General features: G+C 61.9%; 12 protein-coding genes and 1 pseudogene. 8 read left to right on the forward strand and 5 right to left on the reverse strand.

What is annotated here, in order from left to right:
- Nucleotides 1-39: 39 nt before the first annotated feature.
- The gene (locus CGZ88_RS03805) at nt 40-1,710 is read right to left on the reverse strand and encodes an ABC transporter substrate-binding protein (protein WP_101671072.1); all 1,671 of its coding nucleotides are present in this window, start codon (nt 1,708-1,710) and stop codon (nt 40-42) included.
- A gap of 165 nt (nt 1,711-1,875) precedes the next feature.
- On the opposite strand from CGZ88_RS03805, the gene CGZ88_RS03810 reads away from it, so the two are divergent.
- Nucleotides 1,876-2,637: a type III pantothenate kinase gene (locus CGZ88_RS03810; protein ID WP_101671073.1), complete on the forward strand. Its 762-nt coding sequence runs from the start codon at nt 1,876-1,878 to the stop codon at nt 2,635-2,637.
- Between the two features lie 10 nt (nt 2,638-2,647).
- Here the strand turns inward: CGZ88_RS03810 and CGZ88_RS03815 are convergent, their stop codons facing one another.
- From CGZ88_RS03815 to glmS, 4 genes are all read right to left on the reverse strand, one after another.
- The gene (locus CGZ88_RS03815) at nt 2,648-4,027 is read right to left on the reverse strand and encodes an ABC transporter substrate-binding protein (protein WP_243390057.1); all 1,380 of its coding nucleotides are present in this window, start codon (nt 4,025-4,027) and stop codon (nt 2,648-2,650) included.
- 143 nt (nt 4,028-4,170) lie between these two features.
- On the reverse strand, nt 4,171-4,575 hold the full coding sequence (locus tag CGZ88_RS03820; protein ID WP_101671074.1) for a hypothetical protein: 405 nt from the start codon (nt 4,573-4,575) through the stop codon (nt 4,171-4,173).
- Between the two features lie 129 nt (nt 4,576-4,704).
- Nucleotides 4,705-5,400, reverse strand: coding sequence for a pseudouridine synthase (locus CGZ88_RS03825; RefSeq protein WP_101671137.1), 696 nt, complete (start codon nt 5,398-5,400; stop codon nt 4,705-4,707).
- Between the two features lie 53 nt (nt 5,401-5,453).
- Complete coding sequence (gene glmS, locus CGZ88_RS03830; protein ID WP_101671075.1) at nt 5,454-7,346, reverse strand: glutamine--fructose-6-phosphate transaminase (isomerizing); 1,893 nt, start codon at nt 7,344-7,346, stop codon at nt 5,454-5,456.
- A 44-nt stretch (nt 7,347-7,390) separates the two neighbouring features.
- Between glmS and CGZ88_RS08855 the strand changes: the two genes are divergently transcribed.
- The 7 genes and pseudogenes from CGZ88_RS08855 to CGZ88_RS09240 form a co-directional block, all read left to right on the forward strand.
- On the forward strand, nt 7,391-7,765 hold the full coding sequence (locus CGZ88_RS08855) for a hypothetical protein (protein WP_133120890.1): 375 nt from the start codon (nt 7,391-7,393) through the stop codon (nt 7,763-7,765).
- A 247-nt stretch (nt 7,766-8,012) separates the two neighbouring features.
- A pseudogene (locus tag CGZ88_RS03840) lies at nt 8,013-9,227 on the forward strand (IS256 family transposase).
- A 213-nt stretch (nt 9,228-9,440) separates the two neighbouring features.
- A complete protein-coding gene (locus CGZ88_RS03845; RefSeq protein WP_101671077.1) occupies nt 9,441-10,610 on the forward strand; it encodes an IS1249 family transposase in 1,170 nt (389 codons plus the stop codon).
- 148 nt (nt 10,611-10,758) lie between these two features.
- Complete coding sequence (locus CGZ88_RS03850) at nt 10,759-12,639, forward strand: isopeptide-forming domain-containing fimbrial protein (RefSeq protein ID WP_101671078.1); 1,881 nt, start codon at nt 10,759-10,761, stop codon at nt 12,637-12,639.
- 34 nt (nt 12,640-12,673) lie between these two features.
- Nucleotides 12,674-13,669: a sortase gene (locus tag CGZ88_RS03855; protein ID WP_243390048.1), complete on the forward strand. Its 996-nt coding sequence runs from the start codon at nt 12,674-12,676 to the stop codon at nt 13,667-13,669.
- A complete protein-coding gene (locus CGZ88_RS03860; RefSeq protein ID WP_101671079.1) occupies nt 13,662-19,364 on the forward strand; it encodes a Cna B-type domain-containing protein in 5,703 nt (1,900 codons plus the stop codon). The genes CGZ88_RS03855 and CGZ88_RS03860 overlap by 8 nt, the downstream gene beginning before the upstream one ends.
- A 1,014-nt stretch (nt 19,365-20,378) precedes the next feature.
- On the forward strand, nt 20,379-21,099 hold a 721-nt coding region (locus CGZ88_RS09240; protein ID WP_423734406.1), incomplete at its 3' end, for a BspA family leucine-rich repeat surface protein.

Genomic DNA, 21,099 nt, shown 5'->3' on the forward strand with positions numbered 1-21,099 from the left:
GATCATCGGGGATCATCGGAAATCAGTCGGCGCACGGCGTCACTTCGCCGGCGTGTAGGCGACGTTCCACAGCGGCAGATACGTCTGGTTCATGTTGAGCGGGAAGCCGGTCACGCCCTTGTCCATCGCCGTCGTGATGCGGTAGTTGAGCAACCAGTCGGCGGCCGCGTCCTCGCTGACGATGCGCGCGGCCTTCGCGAGCTTCTCGTCGCGCGTCGCGTCGTCGGTCGCGTGCAGCGCCTCGTCGGTGAGCTTCTGGACGTCCTTGTTGTCGTAGCCGTAGTAGTAGTCGGGGTTCGACCACTGCGTGAAGTCGTGGCTTTCGTTGTGGTCGACGAGCGAGAGGTCGTAGTCCTTGTCGGTGTACACGTCCTGCAGCCATGTCGAGAACTCGACGACGTTGACCTTGAGGTCGATGCCGACCTCCTTGAGCTGCGAGCGCAGCTGGTCGCCGATCTCGCTGCCGTAGGTGTTCGCGTAGGTGAGCGTGAGCTTGAGCGGATGGTCCTTCGTGTAGCCGGCCTCCTTGAGCAGCGCTTCCGCCTTGGCCGCGTCGTGCGGGTACAGCTTCGTCAGGTCCTCATAGCCGGGGTCGAGCGACGGGATCGGGCCACCGAGCGCCTTGTCGACGCCGCCGCGTGCCGCGATGAGCTGGTCGTGGTCGATCGCGTAGCGGATCGCCTGACGCACCTTCTTGTCGGCCGTCGGCCTGCCGGCCGCGTTGTTCATGCCGAGCACGTACTTGTCAGTGCCTTCGCCGGTCTTGACGACATATTTGGCCGTGTCCTTCCTGAACGGCTCGGCCAGCTGCGCGCTGATCGGCGCGAGCACCTGCACCTCGCCCGACTTGAGCGCGTTGACGGCCGCGTTGTCGTCGGCGTAGTAGCGCACGACGACCGTCGGTGTCTTCGGCTTGGCGCCCCAGTACGTCGGGTTCTCCTCGAACGTGATCATCGTGTTCGGCTTGAAGTCCTTGACGAGGTACGGGCCGGAGCCGACGGCCTGCGTCTTCGCGACGTACTTCGCGTCCTTGTCGAAGACAAGTCCGGCGCGTCCGGTGAGCGCCCACAGCAGCTGCGAATACGGCTGTGACAATGTGATGACGACGGTGTCGTCGCCGCTCGCGCCGACCATCTCGAGGTTCTTGAGCGAGTCGGCGTCGTGGTACTGCTTGGAGACGAGTTCGTCGAGCGACCAGACGACGTCCTCGGCCGTCAACGCGTCGCCGTTCGAGAATTTCACGCCGTCTCGCAGATGGAACGTGTACTTGAGGCCGTCGTCGGACACCTCCCAGCTTTTCGCGAGCGCCGGGACGACCTTGTTCTCGCTGTCACGCGCGACGAGCCCCTCGTAGACGTTGCCGATGAGAATCTGGTCGAGGCTCGAGCCGGCCGTGTTGCGGATGTCGAGGTTCGTCGGCGCAAGCTTGAGGCCGATCGCGACGCTCGACGCGGCGCCGCCGTCCGCCTTGCCGCCGCCGTGCGAGTTGGCGGCGCGCACGCCGAAGACGACGGCGATGAGGACGGCGACGACAAGGACGACGCCGATCCACGGCGCCGCCTTACGCGGGCCGCCCGGCCGCTTCGACTTCGCGGCGAGCGACGCATCCGTCGTCATCGAAGTGTTCGTGTCCGCCTGCTGCGGCTGCTGGTTGCTGTGCTGGTTCTCGGTTGCGCCGGCCTCGCCGTGCGCACCATCTGGTGATGCCATCTTCTGGTCTTTCGTTTTCGTTGGTCGGGTTCCCCGCTTACGGGCGCAGTCGGCACGCGGCGGGCGGTTGGCCGCCTCGATGGGTCGGCCACCACGCGTTATTGTAGAGGACGGTCCATATCTGCCGTGCCAGGCGCGGCGTCATCACCAAGCAAAGGAGCGCATATGCTGATCGCGGTCGATATCGGCAACACGAACATCGTCATGGGATTCGTCGACGACGACGAACGGATCTTCGGCACCTACCGCGTCACGACGAAGGCGAACCACACGTCGGACGAGTACGGCCTGATGCTGCTGCAGTTCCTCGCGCTCAACAAGCTCAAGCCGGCCGACGTCGACGACGTCATCATCGCCTCCGTCGTGCCAAAGGTCATGCATTCGTTCACGTCGAGCATCATCAAGTTCCTCGACGTCGACCCGATCGTCGTCGGCCCCGGCATCAGGACGGGCATGAACATCCGCATCGACGACCCGCGTTCGCTCGGCGCCGACTGCCTCGCCGACTGCGCGGGCGCCTACGCATGCTACGGCGGGCGCGTCCTCGTCATCGACATGGGCACGGCGACGACGTACAACTACGTCGACGCACACGGCACGATCACCTGCGGCCTCGTGACGACCGGCATCCGCACGGCCTCGGAGGCGCTCGCCTCGGCGACGGCGCAGCTTCCGGAGGTGCAGATCGCGCGACCGACGACGATCCTCGCGAAGAATACGACGAGCGCGATCCAGGCGGGTCTCTACTACGATTTCCTCGGTGGCATCGAACGGATCATCACGCAGTTCCACCGCGAGATCGACGACGACTTCCGCGTCATCGCCACCGGCGGACTCGCGCGCGTCATCGAGACGCCGATGATCGACATCGTCGACCCCGACCTCATCTTCAAGGGGATGCTCGCAATCTGGCGGCGCAACGTGTGAGCCGCGCGGCTCAGTGCATCGTGAAGCCCTGGTTGGCGCCGTACTCCTTGAGATCGGTCTGCCATAGCGCGATGCCGTCGCGCAGCGTGACCTTCGCGCCCGGCTTGGCGGGCAGGTCCTTGACGTCGACGAGCCCCTCCTGCAGGCGGCGTATCGCGTCGTTGTAGCGTTCCGCCTCGTTCGCCCACGTGTACGCAGTGCCGACGGTCGCGCGGAAGTCGGCGCGCGCATACACTTCGAAGGGCAGGTAGCTGAAGCGCGTGCTCACGCGGGCCGCGGCCTGCGCGAGCACGCGGTTGAACTTCTGGCCGCCGAAATACGGCACGTCGATGCCGCGCGCGTCGGTGACGGTCGTCTTGTCGAGGAACGCGTCGCTGTCAAGCGTCGCGTTGTCCGCCGGGAATGAGCCGCCGTCGACGCGCGTGCGGATGCCGGCGCGGCTGTGGCATACGTAGTCGACGAACCGGAACGCGGCGTCGGGTTTGCGGCTCGAATTGAGCACGCCGAGCGCGGATCCTCCGTTCTCGGCGTTCGTCGCCTTCCCGTCTCGCGTCGGCATTTGCGCGACGCGCCACAGGCCGGCCGTGCCGGGCACGTCGGCGAGCAGCAGCGACGGCATCCACGCGCCTGCGAAGACAGAGGCGACCCGTCCCGAGCCGAGCGCCTGCTTCCAACGGTCCGACCAGGTGACGAGCGTCGTGTCGACGAGGTCGTCGTCGATCATCTGCTGCCAGAACTCGGTGAAGGCCTGCGTGCCGGCGTCGGTATCGAGCGTGATCGAGACGTCCTTGCCGTCCTTGCTCGTATGGTAGGGCGTGCCGCCGGCGAGCCAGATCATCGCATTGTAGAAGCTCGCGTCGCCGGCGTCGGCGGCGATCGACACGCCGATGTCCTTGAGTTTCACGGCGGCTTCGCGATAGTCGTCCCAGCTGCGGATCTTCGTCGCGTCGACGCCGGCCTGGCGGAACACGTCCTCGTTGTAGAAGAAGGCCATCGGGCCCGAATCCATCGGCACGCCGTAGACACGGCCCGCCAACTGCACCGACGCCCACGAGCCGGGCGTGTAGAAATCGCCGTACCCCTTCGTACGGTCGGTCAGGTCGCGCAGTTGTCCGCTGACCGCGTACTGCGGCAGCGCGAAGTATTCGAGCTGCACGACGTCGGGCGTGCCGTAGCCGTCCTGGATCGCCGAGTTGAGCTTCGCATAGTCGGCGGTGCCGATCTGCGTGACGTGGATGTCCGGGTTGTCCTTCTCGAATCCCCGGATGAGCGCGGCCATGCTCGGCTCCCACGACCACACGCTGATCTGCGTGCGCGTGTCGCCGTGTCCGCAGCCGGCTGCGGACACGGCGCCGGCGAGCGCGAGGAGCGCCGCGAGCGCACGCGTCAGCCGTCGGCGCGCGCCGACGGTCCTCGGAAAGCGGATCTTCGCAAAGCGGAAAAACTGCACCGTTTCAATATAGCCGATGTGCGCTATCGGCCGTCGTCATGCAGCCGCCCGCAGACGGCTGCATGACGACGGCCGCCCATGCGTCAGATATCGATGCTGACGCCTTCGTCGGGGCGCACGGCGATGCGCACGATGTCGCCTTCCTTGACGCCGTTCGAGGCGAGACGCTGCTGCGGGACGCTGACCTTGTCCACGCCGGTCTCGGTCTTGCGCGCCGTCTTGCTCGGATGGGCGTTGTACCACAGGATCCGCACGTCGGCGGTGCCGTCCGATTTCGGATCGATGTGGTTGACGATTCCCTTCTGATGCCAGCTGCTGCGCTTGTCGTCGTCGTAGATGATCGGCGTGCGGTAGAGCTCGTCCTGCTTGTCCGCGTCGATGCCGGCGAAGTAGCGCTCCTCGCGTTCGCCGTTGTCGCGTCCGAGCACGTAGGCGATCGCCGCGAAGGCCGCGAGCGCGACGACGCACATCGTGATTGCATATCCCATGTCTGCTCCTTGGTCACTACCGTTGTAGCAAATCCGGGCAGCCGCGGAACTGTTTTGCGCTACCTGCACAAGCGATCCGTGAACAATCGACGATCAAAAACAGCCGACCGACGACCAACACGCGCCGCGTCACCCGTGCAGCAGCGGGACCTGCGACGTGAAGACGCGACGTTCGCCGCTCAGCGGATCGGCGAACTCGAGGCGGCGCGCGACGAGTTCGAGCGGGCGGGAGAAGTCGTCCGACGCGCGTTCCTCGATCGCCGGATAGAGGTCGTCACCGACGATCGGCAGCCCGAGCGCGTTCATGTGCACGCGCAGCTGATGCGTCTTGCCGGTGCGCGGTCGCAGCACGTAGCGGGCGATCGGCGTGCCGTCAACAGCGTGTCCAAGCGACTGTGCGCGTTCGATGTACGTTTCGGCGTTGACGATGCCGGGCGTCTCGCACGCCTGCAGCACGCCGCGCGTCTTGACGATGCGCGAACGACGTTCGAGCGGGAACGGGCGCGGCGGCTCGAGGCGGCGCACGGTGCCGGTGCGGGGCCTCGACGCCGGACGCAGCGGCGCCGCGCATTCGTAGGTCTTCACGGCACGCCGCTCCTGGAACATCGTCTGGTAGGCGCCGCGCGCCGCCGGGTCGCGCACGAAGACGAGCACGCCCGCCGTCGCCCGGTCGAGCCGGTGGGCGGGCGTGATGTTCGGGTCGTCGTACTGTGCGCGCAGCCGCATCAGCGCCGTCTGCCGATACCACATGCCGCGCGGCATCGTCGCGAGGAAATGCGGCTTGTCGATGACGATGATCGCCGCGTCCTCGTACAGCACCGGCATCGCGAAGGGGATGTCGGGCTCATCGACGACCCAGCGGTGACGCCGTGGCGTGCTCACTCGACGGTGACCGACTTCGCGAGGTTGCGCGGCTTGTCGACGTCATAGCCCTTCTGGTTGGCGATGTCCATCGCGAGCAGCTGCAGCGGGACGACGTCGACGAGCGGGCTCATCAGCGTCGGGCACTGCGGACGCCAGAAGATGATGTCGGCGTAGCGTTCGACGTCTTTGTCGCCTTCCTCGGCGACGGCGATGATGTACGCACCGCGCGCCTTGACCTCTTCGATGCCGGAGATGACCTTCGCGTGCAGGATGTTGCGTCCGCGCGCCGGCGGCACGATGAAGACGACCGGCTCGCCTTCGTCGACGAGCGCGATCGGGCCGTGCTTGAGCTCGCCGGCGGCGAAGCCCTCGGTGAAGGTGTAGGCAATCTCCTTAAGCTTCAACGCGCCTTCGAGCGCCACCGGATAGCCGACATGGCGGCCGAGGAACAGGAACGAGTTGGCGTCGGCGAGCTGCTCGGCGGCCTTGGCGACGCGCGGCGGCTGCGTGTCGAGCACCCACTGGATCTTCTGCGGCATCGCCTTGAGCGAATCGAGCGTCTGGTGGATCTCGTCGCGGAAGACGGTGCCCTTGAGCTGCGCGAGGTACAGGCCGAGGATGTAGGCGGCCGTGATCTGAGCCACGAAGGCCTTCGTCGAGGCGACGGCGACCTCCGGGCCGGCGTGCGTATACAGCACGGCGTCGGACTCCCTCGGAATGCTCGCACCCTGCGTGTTGCAGATCGCGAGGACCTTCGAGCCCTGTTCGCGCGCGTGTCGCAGCGCCATCAACGTGTCCATCGTCTCGCCCGACTGCGAGATCGCGACAACGAGCGTGCGGGGCGTCAGAATCGGGTCGCGGTAGCGGAACTCGTGCGCGAGCTCGACCTCGACGGGGATACGCACCCAATGTTCGATCGCGTATTTGGCGACCATGCCGGCGTAGCTCGCCGTGCCGCAGCCGATGACGATGATCTTGTCGATCGCTTTGAAGTCGTGTTCGTCGATGCGCACCTCGTCGAGGTTGATGTTGCCGTCGTCGTCGAGACGGCCGAACAATGTGCGCTGCACGGCGGCCGGCTCCTCGTGGATCTCCTTGTCCATGAACGAGTCCCAGCCGCCCTTTTCGGCGGCGGACGCGTCCCAGTCGATCTCGTAGACGGCCGGGTCGGACACCGTGTTGCCGTCGAAATCGGTTACGGTCACGCCGTCGGCCGTGATCATGACGGCCTGGTCCTGGTCGATCTCCATCGCCGTCTTCGTGTATGCGACGAACGCGGCCACGTCGGAGCCGAGGAAGTTCTCGCCGTCGCCGAGTCCGACGACGAGCGGCGAGTCGTGGCGCGCGCCGACGACGACGCCCGGCTGGCGGCAGTCGATCGCCAGGATCGTGAACGCGCCCTCGAGCATGCGTCCCAGACGGCGCATCGCCTCGAACAGGTCGGGTTCGCCAGTTTCGGCGATGACGTTGTCGACGATCTTGCCCAGCAGCTTCGCGGCGACCTCGGTGTCGGTGCTCGACGCGAAGCGGTAGCCTTCGGCCTGCAGGTCGAGGCGCAGCTGCGAGGCGTTCTCGATGATGCCGTTGTGGATGATTGCGACCTTGCCGTCGCGGCTCGAATGCGGATGCGCGTTGACGTCGTTTGGCACGCCGTTCGTCGCCCAGCGCGTATGTCCGATCGCGACCGTCGCCTCCGGCAGCGGATCGGCCTTGATGTCGTCGATGAGATTGGACAGCCGTCCCGCCTTCTTGCGCACGGCCACACGCTCCATGCCCGGTGCCGTCAGCGCCACGCCGGCCGAATCATAGCCCCGGTACTCAAGGCGCTGGAGGCCTTGGAGGCACACTTCGAGCGGCCGCATCGACGGGGAGTTCACATTACCTGCATAACCTACGATTCCACACATAGGCAACAGCATAACGGAAAAACGGCCTCCCGTCACTGTTTACTGTGACACACGGCAAACCCTTCCGTTCCTCCCCTCACGCCGTCATCGTCTCACGGCGTTTTTCCCTCCGCAGAACCCATAAGCGCCTATCCGGCAACGAGCGCAAGGATATCGCCTGCATCAACGATTCGCTCACAGACGACGTCTTCGGAGTCCTTGCAACGCATGACACAACACGAACCAGCAAGCCATACATCAGCCGCGAGATGAGAAAAACAACATCTCGTCCCCACAACGAAGCCATCGCCGCACGAAGCAAGAAGACGCCCAATGAACCGCATGCCTACGCATCATCAGCGCATCCAGCAAAACGCCATCCGGCGCCATCGCATGAACAGGGCGAACATCCTATTGCCGTTTTTCGAGAATATACTTGATGTATTCCTGTACGGTCATTTCCAGAACACTCGCCTGCTTGGCCATTTCGTCATAAAACGCTATCTCTTCCCCGCTCCAGACAATTTCCGTACGTCGCAACTCAGGTTGTGTGCCAAATGTTGGTGTCAGGCCCGGATGTGAAAAGGGGTCATCGCCTAGAATCGGTTAAGCCTAAAAAACTGATTCGCAAAGGAGATGACCCTGATGACAAGTGTATCCGATGACGTGGCCCTGACGATGGACCAGATGCCGCTGGGCGAAGACGGCCTGATCGATTTCCGCCGTCTGGCGGTGGACCTGATCGAGACGGTGATCAACCACGCGATGGAGCTCGAGGCCGACGAGCTGCCGGGCGAGGGCAACCGCAGGAACGGCTACCGCGAACGCAGGCTGAAGACCGTGATCGGCGAGATCACGCTGCGGGTGCCCAAGCTGCGCGAGGACACGTATTTCCCCGAACGCGTGATGCGTCCCTACTCGCGCGTGGACCGCGCGATGGTGGGCGTGGTCTCGAAGTCGTACGTCAACGGCATGAGCACCCGCAAGATCGAGAAGGTCGCCTAGGAGCTCGAGTTCGGCAGGCTGAGCCCGTCGACCGTCTCGCGCATGCTCAGGTCGCTGGACGGGGAGGTGGGCGCACTGCGCATGGCCGAATACGATTCGCCGGTGCCGTATCTGTGGCTGGACGCGACCTACGTCAAGTGCCGCGACGACGACTCGCGCGTGTGCTCGCAGGCCACCGTCACCGCGATCGGCGCGTTCATGGACGGCGCCAAGCGTTTCGTGGGCTTCGACCTGGTGGACACCGAGTCGTACGACTCGTGGAAGGGCTTCCTGCTTTCCCTGCGCCGGTGGGGCGTGAACGGCGTGGCACGCGTGGTCTCGGACGCACACGCGGGTCTGAAACGCGCGATCGCGGAGGTGTTCCCGGGTGCGGCGTGGCAGCGGTGCATGGTGCACCTGCAGCGCGATCTGGCCGGCCGCGTGCGCCATAAGGCGGATCGGGCGCGCATCGGCCGGGCCGTGAGCGAGGTCATGCGCCAGACGGACGAGGCCATGGCCCGCGCGGCCTATGACGAGGCCGTGCGCCAGGTCGGCGCGATCGACCGCAGGGCCGGCGAGCTGCTCGAGGACGCACGCGAGGACGCGCTGGCGCATCTGGCGTTCCCTGCCGAGCACTGGGTGCGTCTGCGCACGAACAACGTGCAGGAACGCGCCAACTGCGAGATCAAGCGACGCACCCGCGCCGTGCATATCTTCCCATCGCGAGAATCGCTGCTGCGTCTGGTCGGCGCCGTGCTCATCGACATCAACGAGGCCTGGGAGCATGGCCGTTTCATGACCGCACCGGCCATGAGACGCGTCATGACGCCGCACGCCACGAAGCCCTGCGAAATCGGCGAGGAGATCCGCCGACGCGCCGAACAGATCATCGCGGACGCCCTGGCGTCCGCGGCATGACCGTATAATCAAAACCAACCGATGCCGGCGATGACGCTGACACCAACATTTGAAACGCGATCCACCGCCTCACTATAATTATTGGCATATAGGAACTAGACGTGTTGTTTATGTTGCCGCTCATGCCTTGTGGCAGTAGGCGTGTCGTGGGTTCTTTATTGTGTCTGTTCATTAATACGGCGCGTTTTCCGCCATGCGGGGTATGCCGCGGGCATGAGAAAGAAATCGATCAGGGCACGGCGGTGCCCGGTATGCGGCGAGGCGATGATCAAGCACGGAAGGAGCGCTTCGGGCACCCAACGATGGCGTTGCGCCTCATGCGCGCTCGCCTCCACGGCGCCCAGGGCCGACAAGGCCCGCCGTTCCCAGCTGGGCGAGTTCCTCGATTGGCTGCTCGAGGCCGCCCCGCAGCGCAAGCGACACGAGAGCGCACGCAACTTCAGGAAGCGCACCGGCTGGTGCTGGCGGCTCGAACCATCCATCCGGCCCGACGGCGTGGTGCATCACGTGGTCATGGCCGACGGCACCTACATGAACGGCTGGTGCCTGCCGGCCGCGATCGACGGCATCAGCGGCGAGGTGCTCGCCTGGCAATGGTGCGAACGCGAGAGCACCGCCGCCTACAACGCCCTGTTCGCGCAGATCGCGCCGCCTGACGTGCTCGTATGTGACGGCATGAAGGGCATCCAAAGAGCCTGCGCCGAGAGCTGGCCGCACACGCGCATCCAGCGATGCCTGATCCACATACAGCACGACACCAGACAGGATCTGACCTGCCGGCCACGCCTCGAGGCCGGCAGGGAGCTCAAACGGCTCGCCGACGCGCTCACCTGCATCCACGACGCCGACCACGCCGCACGCTGGGGCGAGGCGCTCAACGCATGGCGCGAACGCTGGCGGCACATGCTCGCCGAACGCACCTTCGCCCGAGAGCACCCCGACGACCCCAGGGCGGCCACGTCCAGAAGCGGCTGGTGGTGGACGCACCTGCGGCTGCGCCGCGCCTATTTCAGGCTTGAACGCCTCTTCCGCGACGGCTCCCTGTTCTGCTTCCTCGAGCCCGAACCACAGGCGTACGGGCCGGTGCCGCGCGACGGCAACCGGCTCGAGGGCGGCCTCAACGCCGCGATCAAACGCATGCTGCTCAACCACCGCGGCATGCCCGAGAACCACATGCGCCGCGCCTGCGAATGGCTCTGCTACATGAAAAGCGCCAAACCAGACCCGGCCCGCATCCTCAAGGAACACGACCAGCATGCCGCCGACGCCGATGACGACGACGCCGATGACGATGGCGAATCGACGATCCAACCCACCCTCGGCAACGGCATCGACTGGAACGAATTCCACAGCTCCACCCGCTACCCGAACGGCACCGACTAGCAGCCTAAAACAACACGTTTAGTTCCTATATGCCTAATTCTGTGTCTACTTGCAAAACCGGTTCGTCGTAGAGAGAAGAACCATCAAGCGCCACGACACCATTAACGAACATCGAGGAAGGACAGTGAGTATGCATAAAAGAACTGGATTGGCCGCAATCGCCCTACTTTCCATCACGGCGACCTTTGCAACCGGCCTGATCGCCAACGCCGACGAAACACCGGCGAACAACGACATCACCATCACCGCGCCCGCAGGTGGCACGAATCTGATCGCTCCCACCGTAGACGGGCGCACATTCAAAGCGATCCGTATCGCCGACTACAAGGATGTGGCGGTCAAGGACGGTAAGATCACCGGCTTCGACCTGACCCTAGCGGACGGAGTGACCGACGCGGCACTGACCACGGCGATCCTTGCCGCCTACCCGAGTGGTGTGGAGAGCGTGTTCACCGTCAAGGGCGGGACAATCACCCTGCAAGGCGCATACGAGAACATGACGCTGATCCAATTCATCGGACAGTATTTCTACGGTAACGGCAGTGACGTGTATGGCAACACGAACGCGGACTCCGAGGCAGTGCGCAAACTGGCCGACTCGCTGATGGGTTCGCTTTCCTCTAACCCGGCAATCACCGCCACCGGCTCAGATGGCAAGGTGGTCATCGACGTGCCCGACGGTCAGGAAGGACTGTACCTCATCGTCGAAACCACGCCGAACACGGACGCGGGACGCGGCAAAGGGCAGACCATCAGCCGTGCGATGCTCACCGGAACCGGCGCGACCGTGGGCGGCACCATCTACACTCAGGTATCCACCAAACACGGCGACACGGATGTGACCTACACGCTCGGCGCATTGAACCTCAAGGCCGAGAAAGTCACCTTGGATAAAGAGGTCGAACACCCAGACCAGCTTATCCAGATCGGCACGAGCCGCCAGTTCACCATCACCACGAACGTGCCGAACTATCAGACGGACTATCCGACGTGGACGCCCACCACGTTCCAGTTCACCGATAATCCGTCGGACAACATCGACCCGTTCAACACGGACGGCACGGTGCGCAATCTCAAGCTCCAGTCCAGCAATGATGGTGGCACCACATGGACGGACATGGATGCCTCCAAGTACACACAGGCAAAGAACACCACCACCGAGGATTCAAACGATTTCATTGTCGCACTGACCCAGGCAGCGATCATCGCACATCAGGGAGAGCGGATCAAACTCACCTACGATGGTGTCATCACCAGCCTCAAGATGGACACTGCCAACGATGACGCGCACACCACGTTGAACACAGTGGACTTGGACTTCTCCAACAATCCGAACGTCGCCGACGACAAGGCCACGCTCACCGACGACGTGAACCTCTACGACGTCAAACTCGACATCGAGAAGACGGATATGGAAACCCGCAAGCTTTTGGGAGCCAAGTTCGTTGTGACCGTCAATGGCACGAAGATCAAGTTCATCAAGAGCGCCAATGGAGACCAGTACACGGTGGTCAAGGCCGGTAGTGCTCAGGACGCCAGTAGCGTCGATTCGATCAGCGTGGGCTACGACGACAATGGCACCGTCAAACCGGTGACGATCAACGGTCTGGCTGCGGACAACTCCGGTGCGACCGTGTACACATTCACCGAAACGCAGGCGCCGGAGGGCTATATCCTCGGCGCGAATCCAATCACGTTCACTGTCACCCTGACCCCGAAGGACGCAAACAGCGACGGAACAGTGGATGGCGTGGACGCCGCCGTGAATGCTGGCACATTCGGCAACTTCGTCGTCAACGGCACTTCGAACACGAACGCACCGGTTTCCGGCCATGAGTTCAACGTCGGACAGGTCACGGTGAAGAACACGAAGAACATCTCCGACCTGCCTCAGACCGGCGGCACGATCAGCAAGGTCATCGGCGCTGCCCTCGCCACTGGCGCGTTCGCAACACTGCTGATCGTCGGCGTGAAACTGCGTCGTAAGCAGACGTCCGACGAGAACGGCTCCACATCAAGCATGGCTTGACAATCGAAACTCCGGGGAGGGGTGAGCACACAGCATGAGCACAGCCAGACGCAAGGCGTACAGGACTGCGGAAGACCGGATACTGCTCGCCGTGACCGTCATCGCGTGGCTGTTGTACCTGCTCAGCTCACTCCTCCTGTCATGGAGCGTCTATCATATCCTCGCCAATGACCATATGGTGAGGCAAAGTGCAAAGGACGCGGTTCACGAGACGTCAGGATGGTCTACGGTGCAGCGAACCGAAATGTTCCAGACCGCGATTGAATACAACAACCGTCTTGAGCAACGATTCGGATCCAGCATTCCGGCGGACATGCGCAACGAAGAAGGGCAGCCGTTGGAATTGCTCGACTCCGAATACATCAACATGGGTGGGAACACCATCGCCACATTAAACATACCAGGCATCAGCGTGACCGTGCCGATCTACCATACGACCCTCGACACAGTGCTCGACAAGGGAGCGGGTCACATGTACGGCACTGCGTTGCCGGTCGGTCAGGAAGGCACCAGTTCCGTGATCGCCGCCCATTCGGGAGGTGTGCAGGGTTTGCTGTTCAGCAGGCTCGTCGAACTGAGGCAAGGCGCTTACTTCTATGTGAACGTCTACGGCACAACCCACGCATACCAAGTGGATGCGATCACAACCGTGCTACCCGACCAAGTGGAACAAGCACTCCAAGAGGAAATAGCCAAAGCCCGCACGGCAACCTCGGCAACAGCCAAGAAGACCGATGACCCCAGTGACATGCGCACGCAGATACCAGCGCCGGACAAGTCGGGAACGGCAAGGGTGAGCATGGTCACATGCACCCCGATCGGCGTGAATACGCACCGGCTCATCATCAGCGGGCACAGGGTCGGAACACCGTCGCCCGCCCCCGCAGCGGATTCGGTCAAAGACACCAGATTGCAGGCGTTGATTTGGGCACTGGTCGTTCTCGTCATTGCAATCACCGCCGCCGTCATCTTCCATATCATCCGCAAGCATTCGAACATCAAAACAGCTAAAGGTAGGCATCATGCGTAAGCGAGTTTTCAAGGCGTTGACCGCACTCACCGTCGCGTTCGGTCTGCTCATGCCGACAAGCGCGTACGCCACCGGATCAAACATGCTGCACACAGTGAAGGCGAACACGACGATCACCACGGCAGATCAGATGTTGAAAGCGGACAACAAGGCAACAACGCAAGGTGACGGCGAGCACATGATAACCGGTGACGATCTCGCCAAGCAATCCGAACAGGACACGAAGCTCGATGGGGTTGTCGGCGAATATAAGCCGACGCAGGCCGAACCGTTGCCGCAGGAGCGATACAGCGGATGGCCGCTGATCGGCGGACTGCTCAACAGACTGTTCGTCACGGACAGGAACGTCGGTAAGACGGCAATAAACGCCGACGGAGAGGACGATCGCCCCACGCTGGATGGCACGACCATCGAGAAGATCACCGCGAAATGGTTGGACACCAGCGAGAAAACATTGGTCAAACAGCCGAGCACGAACACCGGTCTGACATTCGGCGCGCGCGTGGATTTCTCCGTGTCCGGCCAACACCAGTATGAGCCGGGTGACGTGCGGTTCACCATACCGTTGAACATCTTCAAGGACAGGTTCGGCAAGGACGAGGGCCGGATCGACATATCCGTGCCTGAAGACCCGGCCAAGGGCGCGGTGCTCACCTACAAGCGTGTGGACGACAAGATCGTCATCTCCAACGCGCAGACGATACCGGCCGCCTACCAAGGCTACTTCGAAGTGTATTGGGATGACGTGGTGCCCGCCGAAGTCGTCTCCGGCGCGTTGTCGGCCGAGTTCGGCGCGGTCATCGAGGTCACCACCCATGAGGGCAACGAGATTTCCAAGACGTCGAATCTGATCGACGCGAAGATCATCACGGATGAGAAGATCAGCTCCGCGACGAAACGTTCCAGCGGTGTCGTGACGAGCAAGCCGAGCGGGTTCACGATGCCAGCCGGTCTGAACCCGGACGACTACTATTACGTGGACTGGTATTCCTACGCCTACATCTCGGGAAACCAATACTTCACCGTTGACGTAGAGGATACGCCCGCATTCAACGAGATCATCGACCCGGACAAGCCGGACACGCCGGACAACCGGTACGCGGACGGCATCATCGTCGGCACCACCATCCCGAACGCGACCGTCAGCGCCGACCGCAAGTCGCTGACGGCGAAGAACGTGACGAACGGCGCCGTGTATCGAAACAATGGGACGAACTTCTTCTACCACACGTATTGCGCCTACCCGAAAGAGCAGTTCGCGTATGATTACGACAAGAACGGGCAGCCGAGCGGGCCGGTGAACATCAAACAGGTCAAGAACAATGTGAACTACACGCTGATCACAGCCGACAGCCTCACCCAACGTGGCGACGGAGGCAGCGACCCATCGAGTGAGGAATACCGAAAGAACCGTGTCACCTCGACAAACGCCGTGGCGACCGACGTATACCGCGAATACCCGTGGAGCGTGCCCACCGGCCACTTCATCAGCTACAAGTCGGGCGTCAGCTCCAACGGCGACTACTCGTATCTGGGGGCCTCCGGCCACATCGGCCAATACCCATATGTGCTCAACCGTCTCGCCAAGGGGCAGGACGTCGATCTGACCTACAATGTGGGCACACACAATTACCCGTATCCGTGGACGTGCGACGAATCACAACCACCGGTGCAGAACCCCACGGACGGCACATGGTCTCGCGGCGGATGCGCGATCATAGGCTCCGAGCATTACGGCAAACTGCCAGTGCGTGTGACGAACTTCGACGGCGGCATCTACTTCAACGAACTGAACAACGCGGGCGGTGACAAGCTGACCGCCGACGACTATGAATTCACGAAGATCAGGGTGCTCACCCCGCGCATGTATTCATACGGCGGCAGCATCAACTACGGTTGGAATTATCGTACAGACAGCACGGTAGCACGCCCGGCACAGGAATACCATGCCCGTTCAGGTGAAGGCGAATGGGTGCATTACGCGACCGTCACATGGGGCGACGACGGGCTGGCGGCCACTCCGACCGTCACCGCACATAACGGTGCCACCGCGAACGGTGCGACCATCACATTCCCGCAGGGGGCGCGCCTGACCGAATGGAAATGCGAATACGAGACCGCCGCCGCAGGCATCCTGACCGGCGCGCTTGCGACCATTCGTTTCCGCGCCACCGACAAAGTAGTCAAAACCGTGCAGGATCTGATGGCGAACTCGGATACGAACAGGTACACGGACGTGCGCAACACGGCAGGTGAGACCATCACCCAAGTACAGGGCGCGGCGAGCGGCAATCCGACCACCGTCACACTCTACTCCGACCGCACACAGGGCGTCGATCGTCTCTCCAGCGCCGCACAGTCGGTGTGGATGACCAAGACCGGCACACCCCAGCCGCAAGGACAGGCGGACAAGATCGCCAAACAGGTGCGCGTGAACTATTCCGCGACCGTCACCGTGGTCACGAACCAGACCTCCAAGAACGACTACGAGGAGGTCATGGCCGATCATGTGCTCCCATTGGACGAGTCGGGCACTTACTATGATCTGCTGCCATTGGGCTTCCGTCTCAATGCGAACAGTGTGAGCGCACCCGGATTGAAGTCGTTCAGAACCGTGGACAATTGGCGTGGCTCGGGACGAACCATGCTCATTGTCACCGTGGACAACAACACTGCACCGCAATGGGTGCCCCGCTATGAGGGCGCATACAGCGATAAGGATTACCGTTGGGGACAGCGTCATTCGGTCACGTTCGACGGCTACTACACATGGAACGAGATGAAGGATATTGACATCAAGCTCGATAACCATATCGCCTATGCGTCCGCCGCCCCCTATCTGGGCACGGTGAACGGCATGAAAGGCGAGCCTGACAATCCCGACGCCGGTAACAACACGTATTCCAAGGACGCGACGGCCGGCGTGGCCGACCTCATGACCGGACTCGTGGACGGCAACGACAACCCGTCTGTCGTCTACGCGAAGGCAAGCAACATCATCCACGCACGCACCTACGCGCTCACCGGCTTGCAGAAGGACGTGTCCAGCGACGTGGACGGCCGTTGGGGCACCGGCTTGGACAAGGACAAGGACGGTTCAATCGACGAGACCCAGTCCATCATCGTCCCCACGAGCGGCACCTACAAGTACCGCATCCGCATGGAGAACGCGGACGGTGAGAGGCTGAAGAACATCGTGTTCTACGATGATCTGGAGGCTTACAAGCCCACGGCGGACAAGCCCGACCATGGTGACAGGCAGTGGGAAGGCTCCTTCCTCGGAGTGGACGTGGAAGCATTGAGACGCAAGGGCATCGAACCAACCGTGTATTACGCGACCCGCCATGTCGATCTGACCCAATACAAGGACGACGGCGAGACCGTGCATCTTCCCGACCTGAACGACACCGGCGTGTGGACGACAAGCATGCCCGCCAATCCCGCCGAAGTCAAGGCAATCGCCGTGGATTGCAGACACCAGAGTGACGGGAGCGAATTCGTGCTTGACGCCAACCAGTCCGTCCAGTTCACCATCCGCATGCGCGCCCCCGACTCCGACACGGCAAGACAGGCGATCGAAGCCAAGGCGCACGCCTACAACAACGTGTACATGTCCAGCACGCATTTCACCTCCGGCGGGCAGGAATCCAACCATTACATCCATCAGGACTACACGAAACTCGGCTTGGAACCGTACAACCTGAACGTGAACAAGATGTGGGACGATGACGACGATCGTGACGGTCTGCGCACGCCGAACGTGACCATGCAACTGCTGCGCAACGGCGAACCGTATGGCGAGCCGGTGACGTTGGACAACGGCAACGATTGGACGCACCGATACGAGTATCTACCCAAGACCTTGCCGAACGGTGACATGATCGAATGGACACTGCGCGAAGAGCCGGTTCCCAATGGATATCAAGTGTCGAACACGGTGAAACAGGATGGCAATACAGCCACCATCACCGCCACGAACCGGCACGAACCGGATCGTGTCAACATCGAAGGCGTCAAGACATGGGAAAATGAGACCGATCCGAACACCCGGCCGACAAGCATCACCGTCTGGCTCAAGCAGGACGGCAAGCGCATCAAGTCACAGACCGTCCATGCGGACACGAACGGCAACTGGCACTACCAGTTCGTAAACCTGTTGAAGAACCATCGCGTGGATGGCAAGACCGTCGCATACGTGTACGAGGTCGAAGAGGAGTACACGGAAGGCTACACCCCCACATACACGGCGGAAGGCATCGTCAACACGTACTACCCGTATGGCGACATCACCTTGACCAAACGCGCCACCGACACGACCGACGCCAGCAAGGACACGCCGTTCACGTTCGAACTGACCCTGCGCAAGAAGATCGGCACCGGCACGGACGGCACACCCATCTACGAGTATGCGACCGGCCGATACGAGTGGACGAGCAGCCGTGGCGATCGCAAGGGCACCATCGAAAACGGGGGAACCGTGACCATCCGTGACGGTGAGACCATCACTGTGCATAAGGTGCCGTCCAGCTTCGAATACGTGTGGGTCGAACGCGACACGAATGGCTTCCAGATCGGCAGCAGCACCGGAATGAGCGGTACGGTCACATCCGGCGGCAACCATGCGGCCGAAGTCGAAAACGTGTACACCACCATCGGCTCGGCACAGTTGGAAGCCAAGAAGACCCTTAAGGGCCGCGACCTTCGCGCCAACCAGTTCCGTTTCGAGGTCATGGACGAGGCCGGCGATGTCATCCGTTCGGCCACCAACGACAAGAACGGGAAAGTCCAGTTCAGCCAGATCGGCTACACGAACGAGGACGTGGGACGCACCTACACGTACACGATCCGTGAGGTGAACGCCAACCGTCCCGGATACACGTACAGCACAGCGACCTATGAGGCAACTGTCACGGTCGTGGATAACGGCGACGGCACAATCACCGCCATACCCACCTATCGGGTCAAGGACGGTGAGAACGTGAACCTGCCGGAGTTCAGGAACGAATACCATGCATCCGGCACGGTGAACCTGACCGCAGCGAAACAGTTCATCGGCGGCGACCTGTCCAAGAAGCGGTTCACGTTCGAACTCGTGGACGCGGCAGGCAACATCGTCTCCACCGCCACCACCGACACGAACGGCGAAGCCCGATTCCCCGCCCTGTCCTACACGGAGAAGAACGTCGGCCAGACACTGACCTACACGGTTCGAGAACAGGTCGATACCGCGGACAAGAGCATCATCTGGGACAACCACGAGGAAACCGTCACCGTGACTGTGACGGACAACGGCGACGGCTCGTTGAACATCGCACAACAGTTCAGCAACCCGTCCCAGCCGCTCGTGTGGACGAACCAAGCAGCGAACGGCGGCCTGAAGGTGGTCAAGAACATCACGGATGACGAACAGACCGTGGCCCGCAGGGACACGCAATTCCCTGTAGAGATCGTGTTCAACGCGCCGAGGGGGGCGAGCCTGCCCGGCAAGCTGACCGTGAAGACCTCGACCCCGGTGTGGAAGAATCCTGAGGCCACCGACCTTGAAATCGACCACATGGACGAAACCACCAGCGAGATCGAAGTCAAGAACAACCGCATCCGCATCACGGTTCCCGCCGAAGGCTGGATCGAGATCATCGACCAACTGCCGGGCGGCACCACCTACATGGTTTCCGAAGTCGCTTCGATCGACTGACACGGGTGCCGGGGCTCCGCCCCGGCACTCCCCTCCCCCACCACATTCACACAACACACAACAACTCGTTGATCGGAACAGAACGAGAGGAAGAGGAGCATCATGGTACGCGCACTGATTGCACTTGTCATGGGACTTACGGTGATGATGCCGGGTATTCCCATGACCACTTCGCAATGGTTGGGCCGAGTGTCGAGCATGGGCGCGAACACGGACAGTGAACAGTCCAAGGTTCACGAGATCAAGCGAGACACCGGCATCACGCAGACACTGGTGGAATACGAGCCGACCGTCAAACCAGCAGTGAATGATACAACCACGGAGAACAGGGTTATCCCGGTTGAGGACACTAAACAAGCCGACGAAACACCCCTGCCCGAAGCCGCCGCAACTGCCGACGAGCCAGCCGATGGAGGGTATACGGAGGAGGACGGTTGGACTGTCAACGAGGCAACCGTCACCTATCAGTCCGGTGACACCTATGCGTTCGATGATGGCAGCCACGAGAACAAGGTGAAATACCGTAGCGCATGGAAAGGCAATCCCGAAACCAAATACGCACACACCCGCAACGTGAACGATGACGGCGTGCAATCCGGCACATATGGCAATAATGTGGTATCGACTCAAGTCGTCACGATACCCAATGCGACAAGTCTTAATGTGTCCCTCACTTACCAGACCGAAAACAACATGTATGACTGGGTGTGCGCCTATCAAGGCGTTGGAGGAAAGGAGAGTTGCGATGCATCACTGACCGGCAAACTCGGTGGCACCAGTAAGCAGACCAAGATATTCACAGTGGACGGGGACACGGTGACTTTCTGGTTCCGGGCAAATAATTCGAACGATAATTATTACGGATATCATGCCACCGTCACCGGTGAAAGCATGATCGTGCATAACACCATCCTTGACGGAACAGTGAGAACACCTGTCATACCGGAAGATGATTCAGGTAATGCGTTTCTGGGGTGGAAGCCGAATCCGGAAACCATGCCGATCATGGTTGATATGACCACGGAAGCGGTCTATGGGCAATGGCGTGAATGGGGTACATGCTTGTGGAGCGTGGATGAGGATGGTGTGCTTCGTATTCGCCCCAAGTCGGGCGATAGCGGTGAACTGGGTTCCACGAATGGCCGTGTGAGTGGAGCTCCTTGGTACGGAAGGAATGTGACGCGCATCGAGTCTCAAGGTACGATCATCCTGAATCAGGATTCAAGTTATCTGTTTTATGGGCAAAGATCCCTTGCATCCCTGTCCGCCCTCGCCAAATGGGACGTGAGCCAAGTCACCGACATGGACGGCCTGTTCTCCAACTGCACGAGCCTGTCCGACCTGTCCGCCCTCGCCAAATGGGACGTGAGCCAAGTCACCGACATGAGCGCCCTGTTCTCCAACTGCACGAGCCTGTCCGACCTGTCCGCCCTCGCCGCCTGGGACGTGAGCCAAGTCACCAACATGTACTCCCTGTTCTCCAACTGCTCGAGCCTGTCCGACCTGTCCGCCCTCGCCAAATGGGACGTGAGCCGCGTCACCAACATGAGCTCCCTGTTCTCCAACTGCTCGAGCCTGTCCGACCTGTCCGGCCTCGCCAAATGGGACGTGGGCCAAGTCACCAACATGAGCGCCCTGTTCTCCAACTGCTCGAGCCTGTCCGACCTGTCCGGCCTCGCCAAATGGNACCGGGTACACGTCACCAGCATGTACTACCTGTTCTCCGACTGCACGA

Source organism: Bifidobacterium anseris, from assembly GCF_002860345.1.
GTDB lineage: Bacteria > Actinomycetota > Actinomycetes > Actinomycetales > Bifidobacteriaceae > Bifidobacterium > Bifidobacterium anseris.

Coding starts and splice junctions, on each gene's coding strand:
- CGZ88_RS03855 (WP_243390048.1), top strand. CDS start 12,674: ATGAGCACAGCCAGACGCAAGGCGTACAGGACTGCGGAAGACCGGATA.
- CGZ88_RS03860 (WP_101671079.1), top strand. CDS start 13,662: ATGCGTAAGCGAGTTTTCAAGGCGTTGACCGCACTCACCGTCGCGTTC.
- glmS (WP_101671075.1), bottom strand. CDS start 7,346: ATGTGTGGAATCGTAGGTTATGCAGGTAATGTGAACTCCCCGTCGATG.
- CGZ88_RS03805 (WP_101671072.1), bottom strand. CDS start 1,710: ATGGCATCACCAGATGGTGCGCACGGCGAGGCCGGCGCAACCGAGAAC.
- CGZ88_RS03825 (WP_101671137.1), bottom strand. CDS start 5,400: ATGCCGGTGCTGTACGAGGACGCGGCGATCATCGTCATCGACAAGCCG.
- CGZ88_RS03845 (WP_101671077.1), top strand. CDS start 9,441: ATGAGAAAGAAATCGATCAGGGCACGGCGGTGCCCGGTATGCGGCGAG.
- CGZ88_RS03810 (WP_101671073.1), top strand. CDS start 1,876: ATGCTGATCGCGGTCGATATCGGCAACACGAACATCGTCATGGGATTC.
- CGZ88_RS03820 (WP_101671074.1), bottom strand. CDS start 4,575: ATGGGATATGCAATCACGATGTGCGTCGTCGCGCTCGCGGCCTTCGCG.